This window comes from Bacillus sp. BHET2 (genome assembly GCF_005938125.1).
GTDB lineage: Bacteria > Bacillota > Bacilli > Bacillales > Bacillaceae_B > Rossellomorea.
The window spans coordinates 73,448-93,216 of record NZ_VCQN01000007.1 but is presented as its reverse complement, the minus strand read 5'-3'; the positions used below and the strand labels follow the sequence as shown (position 1 = coordinate 93,216).

The window sequence follows — 19,769 nt, the reverse complement described above, 5'->3', positions numbered from 1 at the left end:
CACGCCGCCAGCGTTCGTCCTGAGCCAGGATCAAACTCTCCGATAAAAGTTTGAATAGCTCTTTAAAAATAAATCTAGAATTTACGTTGACGTATTGTCTTGTTTTGTTCAGTTTTCAAGGTTCAATGTGTAAGTGCTTCGTTTAAGCGACTTTTTTATCTTATCAAGATGAGACCTTAATGTCAACAACTTTTTAAGTCTTTTTTAAGTCGCCACTGACCGCTCGTTGTCGTCGTTCAGCAGCGACATTGACTAATATATCAAGCTTCAAGTATGAAGTCAACGAAAAAATAATATTTTACTATAATTATTTCGCAACGCGATAATAGCGGTGGTAGATCCCCTGCCCCTTTGTCTCCACATCTACGATTTCAACGAAGCCCTTATCAGTTAAATATTCGATAAGCATACTTAAATCCACGGAATAATGTTTTGCTTCTGAATGATTGAGTAGATCTTGGAATGTCCAGTGTTCTTTTTGATCAAGGATGTTTAATAGATGCTCGGTAGATACCTTTGTTCGTGAGTGAATAAGAAACTCACTTGCCAGAAATAGCAGTTCGAGTCGTTTATCGATTTCTTCATCACTTGTAACAAGTTCTTCATATAACTTATAAATCTCTGGCTCTATTTGTTTAACCTGATTCCATACGGTCACTTCGGGATGGAATCCGTTTTCGATTACTGCCAGTCTAGCTAAATGATGCAATGAATGAACGATATGATTGTAGGCATCTAAATAATGCTTACTTTCAAAGAATTCTTTGCCGTCCAGGTAACGGCGGATCAACTTGGCGAATTCCATCCCCATCTTTATCTTTCTTCCATAGAAAGGAAAGTCTCGTAGCTCTGTTTTCAGATTATGAATATATTCGTTGCGATCGAAAAGGACTTTGCCGTTTAACAGCCAATCAATTACTTTGCGGTTGGACCCAAGTAAGATCCACTCGTTCAGTTTGGCTTCGGTTACGACATGCAAGGCTGCCTTTTGTTCTTTATAGGAATAATGCTTGATGAAGACCGGCTCGTCGCTTTCTTTCACTACCAGAAAAAGGACGATATCAAAGGTATCGGTCAACGGACTTGATTTCTTGCTTTGTTCTATTAGAAGCGCTCCTAAAGTATTGGGGTGACTTGTACGCTCTTGGTATATCGGTCGTAAAATATCTTCCATTTCATACTCCTCCACATCACTCATTGGTTGGTTACTAATTCGACATTCATAGGGGATTTCCTTCTCTTATTATAGTCATTTTTCGACAAAATGGTTTCGTATCCCTCTTCTTACAACAAATATGGTATAGTATTTTTTTAGGAGGGACAAACAAATGGCTAAAAATTACTCGAGTAAAATCAATAAAATCCGTACGTTTGCCTTAAGTTTAGTTTTCATCGGCTTCATCATTATGTACGTAGGTATATACTTTAGAGAACATCCGTGGGTTATGACAACATTTATGTTGCTGGGTTTTTTAGGGATTATCGGAAGCACAGTTGTCTACTTCTGGATTGGGATGCTATCCACTAAGGCTGTTCAGGTGACATGCCCTAATTGTGGAAAGGTCACCAAGGTACTAGGACGTGTAGACATGTGTATGTATTGCAATGAACCTCTTACTCTTGACCCGAATCTTGAAGGCGAAGCGTTTAATGAAGACTACAATAAAAAGAAAAGATAAATCTCCATGAAAAAAGACCTTCAGCTGAAGGTCTTTTTTCATCCCTATCAAAATAAAAGAATGGTTCTGAATTCAGAACCATTCTCAACTAGTGTGTTTCTTTCGTAGAGCATTCAGAGCAGGTTCCGTATATTTCCATACGGTGGTTGCTCACTTTAAATCCCGTTACATGGGAAGCGAGGTGTTCCACTTCGTCCAGACCAGGATAATGAAAGTCGACGATTTTCCCACAGTCATCACAGATGACATGATAATGATCCGTCGTCACAAAGTCGAAGCGACTAGAGGCATCACCATATGTCAACTCTTTCACTAATCCTACTTCACGAAATACTCGTAAGTTATTGTATACAGTCGCCACACTCATGTTAGGGAATTTACCTTCGAGTGCTTTATATATGTCATCAGCAGTTGGATGGGCCATTGAATCAATGAGATACTCTAATATCGCATGACGTTGAGGAGTGATACGGACTCCCGTTTCCTTCAATGTCGAAATCGCTTCTTTTAATTGTCCTTCTTCAGACATCGTCATGCACCTCTTTTCATAAGAATTATTATTTTATAATCTTTATAAATAGTGTACTAATCAACGGTCCCTTTTGTCAATCTTTCTCACTGTTCACTCATGTAAGTTTTGTTCCTTTTCCCCCAGCTGCTGGTTGATGTAACGTCCGGCAACGAAAAGGTAATCGGAGAGTCGGTTCAAATAAGACATGACCAATGGATTAATCTCTTCATCAATCCCGACAGCTTCCCTTTCGGCTCTTCTTACAATTGTCCGGGCTGTATGAAGTGCTGCTCCAGACGGGTGACCTCCGGGAAGAATAAAATTACTAAGTGGGGAGAGTGATCCATCGAGAAAATCGATTTGTTCTTCTAATTCCTTTATATGTAAATCTTCTAGTTTCCACTTTACCTCTTTCCCTAAAGGAGTAGCCAGTTCCGCTCCAACATGAAACAGAATCGTTTGCACCTTATGAAAAAATCCCTCGAATTGTTCTTTCCCATCAAAATATTCGGATTTGATGTAACTTAGACCTAAACCAATCATAGAATTTGCTTCATCGCATGTTCCATAAGCTTCCACGCGCTGATCTTTTTTGGAAACGCGCGTACCGTATACCAATGAGGTGGTTCCTTTGTCTCCCGTTTTCGTATAAATTTTCATACTAATATCCCCTCTCTATATCAATCACGTTAATAAAGTTTTCCCTATTTTCACTGTATGTAGATAAATTCTTCTTAAAAATATCAAATGCTCTAGGCATATATTCTGATGTGATGCTTGATAGGTGAGGTGTCACGGTTATTCCTTCAGCTTTCCAAAACGGATGCTCTTTAGGGAGTGGCTCTTTATCAAACACATCAAGATATATATGACCGATTAACTTCTTTTCAGTGGCTTCAAGGATAACGGATTCCTCTACCAGGTCGCCTCGCCCAATGTTGATAAAAACAGCTGTTTCTTTCATTTGCTCAAAATGGTCAACGGTTAAGATGTGTTTCGTTTCCTCAGTGCTCGGTAATACAGATACGATATAATCGGCGTCTGGCAACTGGTCTCTAAATGTTTCCAAGGTCAACATTCTATCGAAATATTCTCTTGTTTCCCCTGTAGAGTTCACACCAATCACCTTCATTTGAAACGCTTGTGCAAGGCGGGCGATTTCCCCTCCGATGGCACCTGCCCCCAATATAAGAAGAGTTGCTTGATAAATCTCTGAGGTAGGAAGTCTCCTACTCCAAAGGGCATCTCTCTCCTGTTTCCATACAGTTTGAAGTTGTTTCGCATGCTGAAGCATTAGTCCAATTGTAAATTCCGCCATCGGAGTTTTATGGATCCCTCTTGCATTGGTTACGAATATACCTTTCTTCCCGATGGCTTCGAATGGCATCTTTTCTAAACCTGCCGAGGTGACCATGATCCATTTACATTTATGACTCATGTTTATATGATCACTCGTTAAATCTTCCCCCATTGTTACAATCACTTCTCCGTTTGGAAGCTCTCTTTCTGCTTCACGGATATTTTTATAAAAGAGAAATTCAACCTGCGGAAAGCTATTCTTCAAGTCTGACATAAATTCTTCCTTAGGATGAAATGTACTAATGATTTTCATGAGGTTGCCTCCCGTCCCTATTGCCCATTATTTTACCATATAGACGAGATCCCTCCCTAGTATTAACCACATTTGCGCATAAAAAAAGAGGATCGACCTGGTCGATCCTGCTAAACGGATGAGACTGACTTTTTGAGGAGGTTGCCCTACTCTTACTATATGTCCATACGGCTTTTGTGAATGGACAAAAGCCTCACACGAGTTAAAATAGGCTTGAAAATAGGCTTATGAAAGATTCTCCTTAATATACTCGAGAGCTTCTTCCACATGTCCCTTCACTTTCACCTTTCTCCACTCCTTTGATAAGTTCCCTTCTTTATCGATGATGAAGGTGGAACGCTCGATCCCCATGTATTCTTTCCCGAAGTTTTTCTTCAGCTTCCACACGCCGTATTCCTCTGCCACCTTATGATCTTCATCAACAAGAAGCAGGAACGGCAGTCCATGTTTGTCTACAAATTTTTCATGTTTATCAACTGGATCCGGACTCACTCCAAGGATAACAGCATCAAGATCTTCAAAGCTCTCGTGCTGATCCCTGAAATCACACGCTTCTGTTGTGCAGCCAGGCGTCATGTCCTTCGGGTAAAAATAAAGGACTACATTTCTTCCTTGATAATCTGAAAGCTTCACTTTTTCTCCATTGCTTGCAAGTAGTTCGAATTCAGGCGCTTTTTGATCAACTGTCATATTTTCCCCTCCTATTGTGTACTGACCTTAGCGTACCCAATAGGAGGGGAAAACTCAAACCATATGCTACTTGCTTTCGAAGTTAAGGAAGGATTTTACGACAAAGGCTGCGGGAATCGTATATCCAAGCCACGATTCAATAAGGGCAATCCCTCTCCCAATCCCCACAGGCGTTACATCTCCATACCCTACAGAGAAGAGGGTGATGCCACTGAAATACATCGTCGTAAAAAAATGATCGAGAAAATCACCCGCTATAGGGGTCCCTTCTTCTACAAGGATCGGAATTCCCTCGAGCTCAAGCAAGGTGAACAATAGGCCAAAACCGATCATAATTGTAATGTAGCTCATTCCCAAAAAAAGAAAATGATGAAAGGAAACATGATGCTCTTTCCACCTTGAAGGATAAAATAATGCGCGGAGGCTCATGACCATACAGAAAAGAATAAAAAAGCTAATGATATAAAGCATGTACATACCCTCTTTTTTCCGCTTGTCTTAGTATATGTACGCTTATCTTCACTAAATCATTCTAATTACCTGCACCTCGGTACCGTTTCACACCTTCATTCCATAACACAATCGAAAAAATAAAAAATCCGATTCCGACAAATGGAGTGAGGAACGAATACGTGTACCATTCAGTCTTTTCAAGGAAAAAAGCAGCTGGATATACGCCAACAAATGCGAAAGGAAGAATCCAGGTCAATACAAACCGGATTACATTGTTATAAATATCGACCGGGTACCTTCCATAATTCCCGATATTGTACATCATTGGCATGATAGATGTTTTCGCATCAGACCAAAAGGCAATACTTGCAAGGGCGATAAATATCCCTGCATAAACGAGCGCACCCCCGAAAACAAAAATGATGAACAGGATCGGTTCAAACCATTCAAACGTAATATCAAGTCTGCCTCCTGCGTAAAACATGACAGCCATTCCTGTGATCACTCCGAAAAGAGACTCTAACTCCATCCGCTCTAAAATCACTTGAAATAAGCTATGGATGGGTCTCGTCAAAATCCTGTCGAACTCCCCCTTCACCACGTATCTGTCATTAAAATCCCATATATTGAAGAACGAACTAAATAGAGCAAACGGAACCAAGAAGAAGCCATAAATGAAAATGATTTCGTCTCTGGTCCACCCACTCAACATCTGGGTGTGTCCGAATACAACCAGAATGAATACTAGATTCACAGCTTGAAATAATAAATCAGATAGAATTTCGACAATCAAGTCGGCTCTATATTGCAGCCTGATCTTCATGTACTGGGCGACGTATTGAAAAAACATCTTCACATAAAACATCGGTCACCCTCCTTGAATAATCATTTGTTTTTTTGCAATGACCCAGAGCACTTTAATGGGTATAAGAAGAAGCAATGACCACATACCTTGCATCATTATGGCATTAAAGGCTTCTGATGTTGAAAATCCATTGGTGAAAATCATGCTCGGAACATAACTGATACTCTGAAACGGCAAGTACTCCATCACGTTCTGCGCCCACAAAGGAAAGAAGTGAATCGGAAGCAATAACCCTGAGAACAAGTCGATCACAACCCGCTTTGCCCGGATCAAACCATCATTATTGAATAAGAAGAACGTGGTAATTCCCGTCAGTAAATTGATCTGAGTATTAATGATGAAACTAAACAAGATAGAAATGGCAAATAAACCTATCGTGTCAAATCCTGTACCGATTTGAAGAGGGAAAACCAAGCTTACGATGATCATACCTGGGAATGAAAAGAACGCCAACCTGAACACTCCTTCTCCCAGTCCCTGCATCGTTTTCATTCCAAGGTAGTTATAGGGTCGGATAAATTCAACGGCCACCTTCCCCTCTTTTATTTCTTGTGCAATTTCCCTATCAATATTATTAAAGTAAAATGCCCTCGCCATCCAGGAGACAGCTACATAAGTGGTCATTTGAATGATCGATAATCCTTCAATATCCTGTTTCCCACCGTAGATGGCCTGCCATAAGAAATAGTAGGCACCGATATTAATACTGTAAATTAATATTCCACTATAATAGTTAGTTCGATATGCTAGCATCATCAGGAATCGGATGCGAATCATTTCGATATACTTAGCCATGATAACCTCCTTGACATGATCTACCGAATGGAATGACTACTTCTATTCCATTGCTCACCTTGCCACTGCCCCTTTTTCATAAATGTTCCGAATGATCTCCTCAGTGGTCGTTTCTTCTATCTTCATGTCCTTCACTTTAAAGTTCGCAACAACTCTAGTTATAAGCTGTGAAATGATTTCTTCATCCGCTTCTGTAACCGCTGAATAAGTCTGCTTTTTCTCATCAAAAGACCACGAGATGTTTTGATTTTTTGTGAGGTCAATTAAGGCAGACAAGGACGTATCATCGAGGAATTGAAATACGACTTCCTTTTGGTCTCCCCAATTTTCTTTCAACTGGCTGAGTTCCCCGTCGTAAATGATTTTCCCTTCATCTAACATTACGACACGTTCACATAGAGCTTCAATGTCGGTTAAATCATGGGTTGTCAATAGAATCGTGGTATTGTATTTCTCGTTGATTTCTTTTAGAAACTGGCGAATTTTCAGCTTCACGAGAACATCTAATCCGATTGTCGGTTCATCAAGGAAGAGTAAAGGCGGATTATGTACTAGTGCTGCTGCTAATTCACATCTCATTCGCTGCCCAAGTGACAGCTTACGGACAGGCTTGTCCAGAAGCGGAGCAATGTCCAAAGTTTCAATCACATGATCCATATGCTCCTTGTATTGTTGATCCGGTACTTTGTACACTTTCTTCAACAACTGAAAGGATTCTTGTACCGCAATATCCCACCAGAGCTGTGAACGTTGACCGAATACTACGCCGATGGTCTGGACGAATTTTTCACGATCACGATGAGGGTTCATTCCGTTTACAGTCACCTCTCCTCCTGTCGGGGTCAAAATCCCAGTCATCATTTTGATTGTCGTGGACTTTCCTGCTCCATTTTCACCAATGTATCCGACCATCTCACCCTGTTTCACATGAAAAGAAATATCGTTTACGGCAGGAACAATTTTATAATTACGGGTAAACAAATCCCTAAACGCACCCTTAAGTCCTGAACGACTGGAAAAAGCTTTGAATTCTTTACGCAAATGATTCACTTCAATTGCATTCATCTTGCGTCCTCCTAGATTAAAATAAGTATAGGTGTATCTTTAACAAACAAAGAATAGTGTACCACACAGACCTATGTCCAATTGAACAGTCTGCTTTTGAAATTAGTGTACCCATTGATTCCCTATTTGCTAAAGTGGAAAAGACCGTACTACAATAGAAGATGTACTACATAGAAAAATACATTCTTTCCGGGAGGACACACATGAAATTCACTGAATCAGAAACTTTACATACAGAAGCGCTGGAACATATTGTCGGAGGTGTAAACAGCCCATCTCGTTCCTATAAAGGAGTAGGCGGCGGTTCCCCTGTTGCCATGGAAAGAGGACAGGGTGCGTACTTCTGGGATGTTGATGGAAACAAATATATCGATTACCTTGCAGCATACGGCCCGATCATAACCGGACATGCCCACCCTCATATTACAGAGGCGATTACGAAAGCAGCAGAAAATGGGGTTCTTTATGGAACGCCAACCCGTCATGAAGTGAAGTTTGCCAAAATGATCAAAGAAGCCATGCCTTACATGGACAAAGTCCGATTCGTTAACTCAGGTACAGAAGCGGTAATGACCACAATCAGGGTGGCAAGAGCGTATACAGGTAAAGACAAAGTCATCAAGTTTGCAGGTTGTTACCACGGCCACTCAGATTTAGTCTTGGTCGCAGCAGGTTCTGGTCCTGCTACACTAGGGACTCCAGATTCTGCAGGCGTTCCAAAGAGCATCGCGCAGGAAGTTATCACTGTCCCATTTAACGACATTGAACCATTTAAGGCAGCTATGGAAAAATGGGGAGATCAAATCGCGGCGGTTCTTGTAGAGCCGATCGTCGGAAACTTTGGAATTGTAGAGCCAAAGGAAGGCTTCCTCGAACAAGTGAATGACATCGCTCATAATGCCAGTTCCCTTGTCATTTATGATGAAGTCATCACGGCATTCCGCTTCATGTATGGCGGCGCACAAGACATGTTAAAAGTGAAACCAGATTTAACAGCCCTGGGAAAAATCATTGGCGGTGGTCTCCCTATCGGTGCATATGGCGGGAAGAAAGAAATTATGGAACAAGTGGCACCATTAGGACCTGCTTATCAGGCAGGAACAATGGCAGGTAACCCAGCATCGATTCTTTCTGGGATCGCTTGTCTTGAAGTGTTGAAAGAAGATGGAGTATACGAAGAATTAGACCGACTTGGGGCTATGCTCGAAAAGGGTATATTGACTGCAGCTGAAAAGTATAACACACCAATCTCCATCAACAGGCTGAAGGGTGCTCTTACACTCTACTTCACAACAGAGAAAGTGGAAAACTATGATCAAGCGGAAGCAACCGATGGCGAAATGTTTGCCAAGTTCTTTAAGCTGATGTTGAATCAAGGAATCAATCTTGCTCCTTCCAAATACGAAGCGTGGTTCCTTACAACGGCTCATACTGAACAGGATATCCAGGAAACCCTTAAAGCGGTCGATCGTGCTTTCGGACAATTAATATAGAAGAATATCAACAAAAAGACTGCCCAGACCGGAGATCACACCCAGGCTGGGCAGTCTTTTCTGTTATCCTGTCGAATAATCCCTCTTTATCTTACATATCTATAGACGTTGTAATAGATAGATTGGTTTATGCCTATCCCGAAAAAGGTACATATTTTGTATGAACTTATTTAAAATTGCCTATTGATATTGCTTGTAAGTACATGTATAGTACAGTATTGTTTATAAATAAGTTACACAAGAAAGGATCCTAATTCCATGAAACTTGGTGCTCGCATCCTTAAGACAGGAATTGCGATTGTATTAGCATTACTTGTATCCCAGCTTCTAGGCATACCGTCTCCAGTGTTCGCTGGAATTGCAGCGGTCTTTGCCGTCCAGCCCACCATTTACCGTTCTTATTTATCTATTATCGAACAAATTCAAGCAAACTTGATTGGTGCGGGTATTGCCGTTTTATTCGTCCTATTATTTGGGAGCAACCCGCTGATTGTCGGTCTTGCTGCCGTGATTGCCATTGCTATCATTCTAAAATTAAAGCTACAAAATACAATCGGTTTGGCGTTAGTGACGATGATTGCCATCATGGAAGTGACGGATCAGGACTTTATTCAATTCGCATTTATCCGATTCTCAACCATTATGATCGGAGTTTTCTCATCATTTTTTGTAAATTTGATCTTCCTTCCACCAAAATATGAAACGAAGCTTTATCATAAAGTATCAGATTCTACAGAGGAAATCTTAAAGTGGATCAGGTTAAGCACAAGGCATGCGACCGAATTTCATCTGTTAAAAAAAGATCTGGAACGCATAAAAGAAAAGCTGATAAAAGTCGATCAACTATATCTTCTCTATAAAGAAGAACGTGATTACTTCAAGAAAAATTCGATTGGGAAAAGTCGAAAGCTCGTTATCTTCAGACAAATGATTTCATCAACAAATCGAAGCTTCGAAATCTTGAAGCGTTTAAACCGATACGAAAATGAAATCTTTCAATTACCTGATGAATTACGAGGTGTCATTAAAAATCAACTTGATTGTTTGCTGACTTACCATGAACAGCTTCTATTGAAGTTTCTCGGTAAGATGCATCCAAACGCAGAATCAGAAGCTCAACAGGACGTGTGTCTCCACCGTAAAGAGCTGATGAAAATCATGCTTGAGGAAGTCAATCATCATAAAAAAGACGACAATATCCACAACTTCCATCTGCTTCATATTTTCTCGGCCATTTTTGAATACGATGAACATCTCGAACATTTGGAGAAGCTTATTACAAGCTTTCAATCGTATCATAAAGAAGATAATGAAGTGATGATCGGGGAAGAGGAAGAATAAATAGACAAAAACGGAGCCAGGTTCATATCCTGGCTCCGTTTTTACTTTATTTAGTTTTTCATTTTAGGGTCAAGAGCATCTCGAAGCCCATCCCCCATCAGATTAAACCCTAATACCGTCAGCATGATGGCAAGTCCAGGAAAAATCATCGTCCATGGGGCTTGAAGCATATACTGCCTTGCATCGGACAACATTTTCCCCCATTCAGGTTCAGGTGCCTGAGCCCCTAGACCAAGGAAACCAAGTGCCGCAGCTTCAATGATGGCAGTTGCAATGGCAAGGGTTCCTTGCACGATGATCGGAGCCATACTGTTCGGCAACACGTGACTGAAGAGGATCCGACTATCGCTCATCCCAATTGCTTTCGCAGCCATCACATACTCTTCCTGCTTAACACTCAACACCCTCGAACGGATGAGTCGTCCGAAGTTAGGAATATTTATGATAGCGATGGCGATTAGTGCATTTCTAAGGGACGGCCCTAGAGCAGCTACAACGGCGATTGCTAACAGGATACTCGGAAACGCAAGCATGATGTCAAAAATACGAGAGATGATGGTATCGACCCATCTTCCGTAATAACCTGCTACAATCCCCAACAAACTCCCAATTACAGAAGATCCAATTACAGCGAAGAATCCAACCCATAAGGAAATACGCGATCCATGAATGATTCTTGATAAAATATCTCTTCCAAAGTCATCCGTTCCTAACCAGTGTTCAGCAGACGGGGCTTTCAGTCGTTGAGATAAGTCTTGTTCATTTATACCTTGTGGTGCGATGACCGGAGCTGCAATAGCCAGGATAATGAAGAACAAGACAATACAAAAACCGACTAAAGCAATCTTATTCTTCGTGAAGCTTTTCCATGCTTCCTTCCAGGGAGAGACCGTTTCTTCCTCCATAGAAGGCTGAAGCTCTTTTTGCGGTTCTGCTATTTCTGCCATGAGTGTTCACCTCTTTTTTTCTATTGATGTTAGTTGTATTTAATTCGAGGATCGACAGCCGCATAAAGAAGGTCAACAATTAAATTAATCGTGACGAAAATCGTAGCGACCACCAGAATGCCTGATTGAACGACAGGATAATCCCGGTAACCAATCGCTTCATAAATATAGCGACCGATTCCTGGCCAGCCGAAGATGGTCTCTGTTAGGATCGCACCCCCAAGCAATAAGCCCATTTGCAGGCCAATTACGGTTAATACAGGAATGATGGCGTTTTTCAACGAATGCTTGTACACTACCCAGAACATCTTCAAGCCTTTTGCACGGGCAGTACGAATGTAATCCGAACGCATGACCTCTAACATACTCGAACGTGTCATACGTGCGATGATCGCCATCGGAATAGTTGCTAGCGCGACTCCCGGCAGAATAATGTGTTTAAATACATCCCCTAACTGATCAAATCGCCCTTGCATGAGCGTATCCAGGATATAGAAATTTGTGATGGCATCAACAGGGTTTCGAATATTCTCCCGTCCCGTTGTAGGAAGCATGTCAAGCTGAATACCGAATGTCCACTGCTCCATTAACCCTAACCAGAAAATCGGCACCGATACCCCGATTAGTGCCAGGATCATGGCCGTATAATCAAACCAGGAATTTTGGAACCATGCACTGATGATACCGGCATTCACACCAATGACAATTGCTATGATGATGGCTACAATGGCCAATTCGGCCGTGGCCGCCAAGTATGGCCAAATTTCAGTAGAAACTTCCGTCTTGGTTCTCAAGGAACTGCCTAGGTCTCCCGTTAACAACCCTTTTAAGTAATCAATATATTGGATATACCAGGCATTATCGAGCCCAAGCTGATCCCTTAATGCTGCAACGGCTTCTTTGGTAGCCTGCTGCCCAAGAATGACCTGAGCGGGATCTCCTGGAATGGCACGGATGATTGAAAAAACGATAAGAGTCATCCCCAGTAAAACAGGAATGAGCTGAAGTAATCTACGAATGGTGTATTGGAACATCATGTTCACCTCTCTAAGTGGAGATTCTGATTTAGATAGAATAGTAAATTGCATAGCAGGTGTTACTTGTTTACTTGTCCAGCTGCGCCTCGAGGTCATTTCCAATCAAGCTAGTTGAGGGCAAAGAACGCCCTCATCTGCTTGCTCAGAAATGCTTGTCGGGCCTGAACAGTCGGCTCCGCTTTTCTTTTTGTCCAGCTGCGGGGCTTAGAGGCTCGAGGTCATAAGGCCAGCCCACCAAAAAGGCAAAAGACGCCTTTCCGGTGGACTTGCCTTATGCTTGTCGCCTCTGGGCAAAGCCCCTCCGCTTTTCTATGTACAAAGGGGAGAAATCGTAGATGTCTCCCCTTTGGGTTGTTGCTTATTACTCCATGTCCACTGCGCCTAACCAGTCGGAACCAGTTGGATGTGGCTTGAAGTTTTTAAGTGCAGCGCTTCCTGCTAGTAATGGTGTAGAGTGAGCAAGTGGTACCCAAGGAGCATCCTCATGGATGATTTCTTGTGCTTTTTTGTACAGCTCTTCACGTTTTGCAGGATCTACTTCTGTTTGAGCATCGATCAGGATTTTGTGTACCTCTTCGTTTTTGTAGTAAGAATAGTTGTTGCTTCCGATATTGTCTTGATCAAGTAGTACATAAAGGAAGTTATCAGCGTCTCCATTATCACCAGTCCAACCAAGTAAGAATGCGTCAGCTTCTCCGTTTTTAGCTTTTTCCAAGTAAGTCGCCCACTCGTAAGAAACGATTTTGGCTTTCACACCTACTTCAGCTAGATCCGCTTGAATCGCTTCCGCTACTTTTTGACCATCCGGCATGTATGGACGAGGTACAGGCATAGCCCATAGTTCCATTTCAAATCCGTCTTTATGGCCTGCTTCAGCAAGAAGTTCTTTCGCTTTTTCAGGATTGTACTCATAAGGTTCGATATCTTCATTGTACCCACCGATTACTGGAGGCATTGGGTTTTTCGCCATTTCTGCTTTTCCTTCGAAGAACGCATCAATGATTTCTTGCTTGTTGATTGCATAGTTGATTGCTTGACGTACTTTCGGATCATCGAAAGGCTTACGAGTTGATGTTAAACCTAAGTACCCGACGTTCATGGATGGACGTTCGAATAATTGCAGGTTGTCATCGCCTTCCACTTTACTTGCGTCACTTGGGTTAACACCATCTGCAAGGTCGATTTCACCTGAGATCAGTGCATTTAGACGAGCCGAGTTCTCAGGAATTGATTTGAAAACGACTTGATCTAATTTAGGTAAATCTTTGTTCCAGTAGTCTTCATTTTTCTCAAGTACGATTTTATCATTACGTTTCCACTCAACAAATTTGAAAGGACCAGTCCCTGCATCTGTCGGCGTTTCACTAAGCTTATCTCCTAATTCATCAATTGCTTTAGGGCTTACGATCGCAAATGGACTCATAGCAACATTCTTCAAGAATGGAGCTTGAGGACGCTTTAATACGAATTCCACAGTCATGTCATCTGTAGCTTTCACTTCTTTAATAACATGACCTTCATCGGCTTTGAAACCGCCAAACATTGAACCGTAGTAAGGGAATTGATCTGCATTCCCGTTCATCCAACGCTCGAAGTTTTTCACAACAGCATCTGCATTTAAATCTGTGCCATCTTGGAATTTAACTCCTTCACGAAGCATGAATGTATACGTTAATCCATCATCGGATACTTTCCATTCTTCTGCTAATCCCGGATTAACTTCTGTATCTTGTTCTCCGAATTTAACAAGTGTTTCGAAAATGTTCTTTGTTACTTTGAATGATTCCCCGTCCGTTACTGTTCCTGGATCAAGTCCTACAGAGTCTCCTCCGCGTCCAAAGATCAATACTTTAGGATCTCCTTTGTCTCCACTTTCGCCTTCTCCTGATGAGCTTTCATTTCCTCCACATCCGTAAAGAACAGATGATACGAGAAGGATGAGCAGCATTAAAATTGACCAGCCTTTTTTCCTCAACTAAATCCCCTCCTGAATAATGTTTATATACTTATGAGTCTTGCCTTCTAGTAAAGATGACAAGCTACATAATGCCCTGGTTGGTGTTCCTTGAACTCTGGTGTTTTTTGTTTGCAAATATCCGTTGCATGCGGACATCTGGTGTGGAATGTACATCCACTTGGTGGATTGGACGGACTCGGAATATCCCCCTGCAAGAGAATGGTTTCCCTTTTGAAATCAGGATCTGGCACCGGAACCGCCGATAGAAGTGCCTGAGTATATGGATGAAGCGGTTTTTCATAGAGATTTTCACTATTACTCAGCTCAACCATTTTCCCTAGGTACATCACGCCTACCCTGTCACTTATATGTCTAACTACACCCAAATCATGCGCAATGAAGATATAGGTGAGTCCAAACTCTTTTTGTAAATCCTGCATCAGGTTCAGCACTTGGGACTGAATCGACACATCAAGAGCTGATACAGGCTCATCGGCAATGATAAGCTTTGGCTTCGTCATCAGTGCTCTCGCGATTCCGATCCTCTGTCTCTGTCCTCCACTGAATTGATGTGGATACCGTTTAGCATGATAACTGCTCAAACCGACAATGTTGAGTAATTCATGCACTCTCTTCTTTCTTTCCTTTGCTGAACCCATTCCGTGAACCTTTAATGGTTCTTCGAGAATCTTTTCAACAGTATGCCTTGGATTCAAGGAAGCGAAAGGGTCTTGAAAGACCATTTGCATTTCCCTGCGAACCTTCCTCATATCTGAGTTTGATAAACTTGTAAGCTCCCGATCTTCAAATGTCACTTTTCCTTCGGAAGGATCGATGAGTCTCATGAGCATCCTGCCCGTCGTCGATTTCCCACAGCCACTTTCTCCCACGATTCCAAGGGTTTCTCCTTTATTCACTGTAAACGATACCCCATCTACTGCTTTTACAGAACTGACAGGTCGTCCGAGAATTCCACCTGTAATCGGAAAATGTTTCTTAAGGTTCTCAACCTTTAGCAACGGTTCCGTCATAAACTCCCTCCTCCACTTCATCGAACAGGAAGCATCGTGTGCAATGTCCTTGTGATGTTTCATATAATTCTGGTGTTTCGACTAGACAGCGATCGAATGCGGAATCACAGCGGGCAGCAAACCGGCAACCGGTCTTAATGGATCCGGGCTTCGGAACATTTCCTTGAATCGAGTGCAATCGCTGCTGCTTGATCCGCATATCAGGAACAGACTGAATCAGTCCCTTCGTGTATGGGTGCTGAGGGTTTTTGAAAATTTCCTCAACAGTCCCTTCCTCTACCACTTTTCCTGAATACATCACGACCACCCGCTCACAGGTTTCAGCTACAACCCCTAAATCATGAGTGATCAGGAGAACTGCTGTATTCAGCTCTTTGTTTAACCGCTTCATCAATTTTAAAATCTGCGCTTGTATCGTCACATCTAGTGCCGTGGTCGGCTCATCTGCAATCAGTACACGGGGATCGCATACCATTGCCATGGCGATCATGACCCTTTGTCTCATCCCCCCTGATAATTGGTGGGGATATTCTTTAATCAATTCTTCCGATCTCGGCAAACCGACCATCTTCATAATGTCGACTGCCTTTTCTCTCGCTTGTTTCTTTCCAACTTTCGTATGTATGCGTATTGCTTCCGTTAATTGGTCACCTATGGTAAAAACAGGGTTTAAAGATGTCATTGGTTCTTGGAAGATCATCGCAATATCGTTACCCCGGATATCTCTCATTCGCTTTTCAGATGCTTGTGTCAGATCCTCATCTTTATAAAGAATCTTTCCACCTACTATTTTCCCCGGTGGTTTCGGTACGAGACCCATGATGGATAAGGAGGTTACACTTTTCCCACATCCACTTTCACCAACGATGCCCAGCACCTCTCCTTCATTCACATGAAAACTGACTCCATCGACTGCAGGAACTTCTCCATCATCAGTAAAAAAGGAGGTCCTTAAATCTTCCACTTGTAGTAAAGGACGCGCTTCGTTCATTCAAATCCTCCTCTTCGAAACTATCTCTCTTTTCTTAATTTTGTTTATTTTCTAAATTCAATATGTCTCTTATTATACAAGATGTTACAAATGTTGCAATCCATTTTCAGAATTTTTATACATAAAGTCGATATTCCTAATTCAATTCAATATATGTCCAATTACCCTTTTCATTCCTTCCATATAAAGTTATTTAGTCCTACTTTATTCATAATGAACCTGAAATAAGTTTGATATAAATTTTTGAGACACAAAAAAAGTCATGACTTTTTTCACGGTAATCGTGATTTGTCATGACTTTCTGTATTACTGATCGAGTTGTTGTACTTGGAATAGCTTATGGTAATGGCCTCGTTTGGCCATCAGCTCTTCATGTGTCCCCATTTCGACAACCTCTCCGTGCTCCATGTGAATGATTCTGTTAGCATGGGTGATAGTTGATAAACGATGGGCCACGATGAATGTCGTTCGATCCTTCGCCAGGATCTCCAGGGATTCCTGGATCAAATGTTCACTTTCTAAATCAAGGGCAGATGTCGCCTCATCCAATATGAGGATCGGTGGGTTCTTAAGGAATACCCTCGCAATCGCGACCCTTTGCTTCTGACCTCCAGATAGCTTCACACCACGCTCTCCTACGCGGGTATCATAGCCTTGAGGTAATTTCATAATGAAATCATGTGCATTTGCCGCCTTTGCAGCATCAATAACCTCTTCATCCGTTGCCTCGGGATTACCGAACTTGATATTCATCTTTACGGATTCACTAAAAAGGATATTGTCCTGAAGTACCATTCCGATATTATCACGTAATGATCTTACCTGAAAATGGCGGATGTCCGTTCCATCTAACAGAATTTCGCCTTCTGTTACATCATAGAAGCGGGGAATAAGACTGACTAAAGAAGATTTACCTCCACCACTCATTCCGACAAGTGCGACAGTTTCTCCCGTTTTGATATCCAGGTTTAACTTACGGAGCACTTCTTCTTCCTCATCTTCATAACGGAAGGAAACGTTTTTAAAATGAATATCTCCACGAACATCATTACATGGAATCGCTCCCCGTTCATCATCAATATCATACTTCTCGTCCATGAACTCAAATACACGGTCCATAGAAGCAATCGATTGAGTCAGTGTGGTGGAAGAGTTCACCAGCCTTCTAAGAGGGCCATAAAGACGATCGATATACGCTATGAAAGCAGCCATGGTCCCTATCGTAAGATCCCCATCAATGACCTGAAGCCCAGCATATCCTATGATGATCAACGGCGAAATATCCGTAATCGTATTCACAACCGCGAACGCTTTCGCATTCCAGCTTGTTTGCTTTAGAGCTTTCGTTAAGAAATTGCTATTCTGATCCTGAAATTGCTTCTGCTCATAATCTTCAACTGCAAAGCTCTTGATCACAGCCATTCCTTGGACCCTTTCATGCAAATGACTTTGAACCTCTGCAAGTGCCTGAGAGCGATCTCTCGTTAACCCTCTAAGTCTTCCGAAGAAATAACGAACTGAAAAAGCGTAGAATGGAAAGGCAATAAGAGAAACTAGTGTTAGCGACACATCCATTGTAAACATGATGGCTAAAGCAATCACAATTGTAGCTGCATCAAGCCATAGATTCATCAGACCAGTAATGACGAAATTCTTCGTCTGCTCCACGTCATTGATGACCCTGGATATGACCTCTCCCGCTCTTGTATTCGAATAATATTTAAAACTTAGACGTTGTATATGAGAGAATAAATGGTCCCTCAGGTCATACAGGATCTTGTTGGCCGTCCACTGGGCAAAGTACTGTCGATAGTATTCGACAGGCGGTCTGACGAGTAAGAAAAGGCCGAGCATGACGCCCATGATCATGAGTAATTGATTGGTCTTCTCTTGTGAAGATAAACCTGAAGCCCCTACAATGTCATCAATGACATATTTAATTAAGATCGGGATCAATAAGGGAATCGTAAATTTGATAATTCCTATGATTAATGTACCTATAATTTGCCACCGGTATGGCTTAACAAATTGAAGATATCGCTTAATACTATCCAAGTGATTACTCCTTTCTAAGATGTGAATTCCATTAAAAAGGGATGACCCTGTATGGAAAACAACACTGTTCTTCAAATCCATAATGAGAATTTGAAAAGGTTGCTCCTTACTGGGTCAGCCCTATGAAACCTATACAATTTTGTTTGTTATCCCCTGTGAGTCAAATAACGCTCGTACCAAATATCGATAAAGTCAGGAGCAAAAGGTCCCTTCCTTTGTCGGATCCAGCGAACAAGCTTCTCAACATTCCGCTTGAGGATGTGGTCGATCACATCCGGGTAACCGTATAGTTTCCGATGAGCTTCATACTCATCCTCATCCAGCAATGTATATGTCATATCAGGAAACACTTTAATATCCAAGTCGTAGTCGATATACTTGATTGCTTCATGATCATATACAAATGGTGAACTTAAATTACAATAATAATAAATACCGTCCTCACGAATCATACAAATAATGTTGAACCATAACTCCGAATGAAAATAGCATATGGCCGGCTCACGGGTCATCCATGTCCTTCCGTCTGATTCCGTCACCATCGTCCGGTCATTACCACCTATGATTTGATTCGACGTTCCTTTCAGGACCGTTGTCTCATTCCAAATGCGGTGAATGTTTCCATCATGCTTAAAGCTATGTATTTGTACAGATTTTCCTTCAGTGGGAACCGCCATCGTATCCCCTTCTTTCATTTCAAAATTACCTTTATATATACTTGTCTATTTTATCATTATAACGTTTCCTCAGAAAATTTAAAACAAAAGGGCTATCCTTAAAGAAAATATCCTTTAAGAATGACCCTATTTTCTTTAAATATGGGATATGGAAACCTGTTTATGGGGGGAAATCCATTTACGTCGTAACCCTGAATTGCTCCTTTTGGTAAGAAGCGATTACTTCATCGGTTTTTTCCTGAAAGATTTGTTGAATCTCTTTAAGTTCCTTCTTCTTTAATGCAATCTCACCCTTTATAGACTCTAGCTTTGTCATCTCCTGTAGCTGTATTAATTCCTCTTTCAGGTACTGACAACGCTCTATCTCTGACTGAAGGTATAACAACTTATCCATCGTCTCCAACTGCTCTGAAACCAACTCATTAAATCGCTGTTGCATCAACTCAACCAACTCCTCTAAACAAGCTCTCCTAAAACATTCTCCCTGGCCTCACAAAACCCTTTGACAACTTCTGTCACAATCCCACCAGTTTTGTCGATGGAGGGACGGACCTCTCTTTTTTGTAGAGG

Annotated in this window: 20 protein-coding genes; 3 read left to right on the top strand and 17 right to left on the bottom strand. The window is 41.7% G+C overall.

What is annotated here, in order from left to right; genetic code table 11:
- Positions 1 to 307 precede the first annotated feature (307 nt).
- Positions 308 to 1,174 carry a nucleotidyltransferase-like protein gene (locus FGG79_RS19640; protein WP_138781471.1) on the bottom strand — a complete coding sequence of 289 codons (867 nt, stop codon included), beginning with the start codon at positions 1,172 to 1,174 and terminating at the stop codon, positions 308 to 310.
- Between the two features lie 154 nt (positions 1,175 to 1,328).
- On the opposite strand from FGG79_RS19640, the gene FGG79_RS19635 reads away from it, so the two are divergent.
- Positions 1,329 to 1,679 carry a YgzB family protein gene (locus FGG79_RS19635; protein ID WP_138781469.1) on the top strand — a complete coding sequence of 117 codons (351 nt, stop codon included), beginning with the start codon at positions 1,329 to 1,331 and terminating at the stop codon, positions 1,677 to 1,679.
- Between the two features lie 88 nt (positions 1,680 to 1,767).
- Here FGG79_RS19635 and perR read toward each other — a convergent pair whose 3' ends face one another.
- The 8 genes from perR to FGG79_RS19595 form a co-directional block, all read right to left on the bottom strand.
- On the bottom strand, positions 1,768 to 2,208 hold the full coding sequence (gene perR / locus FGG79_RS19630) for a peroxide-responsive transcriptional repressor PerR (RefSeq protein WP_276607985.1): 441 nt from the start codon (positions 2,206 to 2,208) through the stop codon (positions 1,768 to 1,770).
- A 93-nt stretch (positions 2,209 to 2,301) separates the two neighbouring features.
- Positions 2,302 to 2,850 (bottom strand): cob(I)yrinic acid a,c-diamide adenosyltransferase, encoded by a 549-nt coding sequence (locus FGG79_RS19625; RefSeq protein WP_138781465.1) that lies wholly within the window; start codon positions 2,848 to 2,850, stop codon positions 2,302 to 2,304.
- A gap of 1 nt (position 2,851) precedes the next feature.
- On the bottom strand, positions 2,852 to 3,802 hold the full coding sequence (locus tag FGG79_RS19620; RefSeq protein WP_138781463.1) for a D-2-hydroxyacid dehydrogenase: 951 nt from the start codon (positions 3,800 to 3,802) through the stop codon (positions 2,852 to 2,854).
- Between the two features lie 225 nt (positions 3,803 to 4,027).
- Positions 4,028 to 4,492, bottom strand: coding sequence for a thioredoxin-dependent thiol peroxidase (gene bcp, locus FGG79_RS19615; protein ID WP_138781461.1), 465 nt, complete (start codon positions 4,490 to 4,492; stop codon positions 4,028 to 4,030).
- 66 nt (positions 4,493 to 4,558) lie between these two features.
- On the bottom strand, positions 4,559 to 4,963 hold the full coding sequence (locus tag FGG79_RS19610; protein WP_138781459.1) for an ion channel: 405 nt from the start codon (positions 4,961 to 4,963) through the stop codon (positions 4,559 to 4,561).
- 61 nt (positions 4,964 to 5,024) lie between these two features.
- Complete coding sequence (locus FGG79_RS19605) at positions 5,025 to 5,810, bottom strand: ABC transporter permease (RefSeq protein WP_138781456.1); 786 nt, start codon at positions 5,808 to 5,810, stop codon at positions 5,025 to 5,027.
- A 3-nt stretch (positions 5,811 to 5,813) separates the two neighbouring features.
- On the bottom strand, positions 5,814 to 6,605 hold the full coding sequence (locus tag FGG79_RS19600; RefSeq protein WP_138781454.1) for an ABC transporter permease: 792 nt from the start codon (positions 6,603 to 6,605) through the stop codon (positions 5,814 to 5,816).
- Positions 6,606 to 6,659: 54 nt separating this feature from the next.
- Positions 6,660 to 7,670 carry an ABC transporter ATP-binding protein gene (locus FGG79_RS19595; protein WP_138781452.1) on the bottom strand — a complete coding sequence of 337 codons (1,011 nt, stop codon included), beginning with the start codon at positions 7,668 to 7,670 and terminating at the stop codon, positions 6,660 to 6,662.
- 203 nt (positions 7,671 to 7,873) lie between these two features.
- Here FGG79_RS19595 and FGG79_RS19590 point away from each other — a divergent pair, with 203 nt between their 5' ends.
- Both FGG79_RS19590 and FGG79_RS19585 read left to right on the top strand, forming a co-directional pair.
- A complete protein-coding gene (locus FGG79_RS19590; RefSeq protein ID WP_138781451.1) occupies positions 7,874 to 9,163 on the top strand; it encodes a glutamate-1-semialdehyde 2,1-aminomutase in 1,290 nt (429 codons plus the stop codon).
- A 258-nt stretch (positions 9,164 to 9,421) separates the two neighbouring features.
- A complete protein-coding gene (locus tag FGG79_RS19585) occupies positions 9,422 to 10,504 on the top strand; it encodes an FUSC family protein (RefSeq protein ID WP_138781449.1) in 1,083 nt (360 codons plus the stop codon).
- 50 nt (positions 10,505 to 10,554) lie between these two features.
- Here FGG79_RS19585 and nikC read toward each other — a convergent pair whose 3' ends face one another.
- The 8 genes from nikC to FGG79_RS19545 all read right to left on the bottom strand — a co-directional run bounded on the left by nikC (position 10,555) and on the right by FGG79_RS19545 (position 19,638).
- Positions 10,555 to 11,451, bottom strand: coding sequence for a nickel transporter permease (nikC, locus tag FGG79_RS19580; RefSeq protein ID WP_138781447.1), 897 nt, complete (start codon positions 11,449 to 11,451; stop codon positions 10,555 to 10,557).
- A 29-nt stretch (positions 11,452 to 11,480) separates the two neighbouring features.
- The gene (locus FGG79_RS19575) at positions 11,481 to 12,485 is read right to left on the bottom strand and encodes an ABC transporter permease (protein WP_138781491.1); all 1,005 of its coding nucleotides are present in this window, start codon (positions 12,483 to 12,485) and stop codon (positions 11,481 to 11,483) included.
- A 364-nt stretch (positions 12,486 to 12,849) separates the two neighbouring features.
- The gene (locus FGG79_RS19570) at positions 12,850 to 14,436 is read right to left on the bottom strand and encodes an ABC transporter substrate-binding protein (RefSeq protein WP_138781489.1); all 1,587 of its coding nucleotides are present in this window, start codon (positions 14,434 to 14,436) and stop codon (positions 12,850 to 12,852) included.
- A gap of 74 nt (positions 14,437 to 14,510) precedes the next feature.
- Entirely contained in the window at positions 14,511 to 15,476 is a 966-nt protein-coding gene (locus FGG79_RS19565; protein WP_138781445.1) for an ABC transporter ATP-binding protein, read from the bottom strand.
- Positions 15,451 to 16,467 (bottom strand): ABC transporter ATP-binding protein, encoded by a 1,017-nt coding sequence (locus FGG79_RS19560; protein ID WP_138781443.1) that lies wholly within the window; start codon positions 16,465 to 16,467, stop codon positions 15,451 to 15,453. Before FGG79_RS19560 ends, FGG79_RS19565 begins: the two co-directional genes overlap by 26 nt.
- A 306-nt stretch (positions 16,468 to 16,773) precedes the next feature.
- Entirely contained in the window at positions 16,774 to 18,522 is a 1,749-nt protein-coding gene (locus FGG79_RS19555; RefSeq protein WP_138781441.1) for an ABC transporter ATP-binding protein, read from the bottom strand.
- 146 nt (positions 18,523 to 18,668) lie between these two features.
- Positions 18,669 to 19,199, bottom strand: coding sequence for a nucleoside tri-diphosphate phosphatase (gene ntdP, locus FGG79_RS19550; RefSeq protein WP_044339854.1), 531 nt, complete (start codon positions 19,197 to 19,199; stop codon positions 18,669 to 18,671).
- 178 nt (positions 19,200 to 19,377) lie between these two features.
- Positions 19,378 to 19,638, bottom strand: a complete 261-nt coding sequence (locus FGG79_RS19545; RefSeq protein ID WP_138781487.1) for a YgaB family protein — start codon at positions 19,636 to 19,638, stop codon at positions 19,378 to 19,380.
- Between the last annotated feature and the right edge of the window lie 131 nt (positions 19,639 to 19,769).

Excerpts from the sequence above, each read along its gene's own strand:
- nikC (WP_138781447.1), bottom strand. The coding sequence starts at position 11,451 with ATGGCAGAAATAGCAGAACCGCAAAAAGAGCTTCAGCCTTCTATGGAG.
- FGG79_RS19560 (WP_138781443.1), bottom strand. The coding sequence starts at position 16,467 with ATGAACGAAGCGCGTCCTTTACTACAAGTGGAAGATTTAAGGACCTCC.
- FGG79_RS19595 (WP_138781452.1), bottom strand. The coding sequence starts at position 7,670 with ATGAATGCAATTGAAGTGAATCATTTGCGTAAAGAATTCAAAGCTTTT.
- FGG79_RS19585 (WP_138781449.1), top strand. The coding sequence starts at position 9,422 with ATGAAACTTGGTGCTCGCATCCTTAAGACAGGAATTGCGATTGTATTA.
- bcp (WP_138781461.1), bottom strand. The coding sequence starts at position 4,492 with ATGACAGTTGATCAAAAAGCGCCTGAATTCGAACTACTTGCAAGCAAT.
- FGG79_RS19605 (WP_138781456.1), bottom strand. The coding sequence starts at position 5,810 with ATGTTTTATGTGAAGATGTTTTTTCAATACGTCGCCCAGTACATGAAG.
- FGG79_RS19590 (WP_138781451.1), top strand. The coding sequence starts at position 7,874 with ATGAAATTCACTGAATCAGAAACTTTACATACAGAAGCGCTGGAACAT.
- FGG79_RS19610 (WP_138781459.1), bottom strand. The coding sequence starts at position 4,963 with ATGCTTTATATCATTAGCTTTTTTATTCTTTTCTGTATGGTCATGAGC.
- perR (WP_276607985.1), bottom strand. The coding sequence starts at position 2,208 with ATGTCTGAAGAAGGACAATTAAAAGAAGCGATTTCGACATTGAAGGAA.
- FGG79_RS19600 (WP_138781454.1), bottom strand. The coding sequence starts at position 6,605 with ATGGCTAAGTATATCGAAATGATTCGCATCCGATTCCTGATGATGCTA.
- FGG79_RS19565 (WP_138781445.1), bottom strand. The coding sequence starts at position 15,476 with ATGACGGAACCGTTGCTAAAGGTTGAGAACCTTAAGAAACATTTTCCG.
- FGG79_RS19635 (WP_138781469.1), top strand. The coding sequence starts at position 1,329 with ATGGCTAAAAATTACTCGAGTAAAATCAATAAAATCCGTACGTTTGCC.
- FGG79_RS19575 (WP_138781491.1), bottom strand. The coding sequence starts at position 12,485 with ATGTTCCAATACACCATTCGTAGATTACTTCAGCTCATTCCTGTTTTA.
- FGG79_RS19570 (WP_138781489.1), bottom strand. The coding sequence starts at position 14,436 with ATGCTGCTCATCCTTCTCGTATCATCTGTTCTTTACGGATGTGGAGGA.
- ntdP (WP_044339854.1), bottom strand. The coding sequence starts at position 19,199 with ATGGCGGTTCCCACTGAAGGAAAATCTGTACAAATACATAGCTTTAAG.
- FGG79_RS19640 (WP_138781471.1), bottom strand. The coding sequence starts at position 1,174 with ATGGAAGATATTTTACGACCGATATACCAAGAGCGTACAAGTCACCCC.
- FGG79_RS19545 (WP_138781487.1), bottom strand. The coding sequence starts at position 19,638 with ATGCAACAGCGATTTAATGAGTTGGTTTCAGAGCAGTTGGAGACGATG.
- FGG79_RS19620 (WP_138781463.1), bottom strand. The coding sequence starts at position 3,802 with ATGAAAATCATTAGTACATTTCATCCTAAGGAAGAATTTATGTCAGAC.
- FGG79_RS19625 (WP_138781465.1), bottom strand. The coding sequence starts at position 2,850 with ATGAAAATTTATACGAAAACGGGAGACAAAGGAACCACCTCATTGGTA.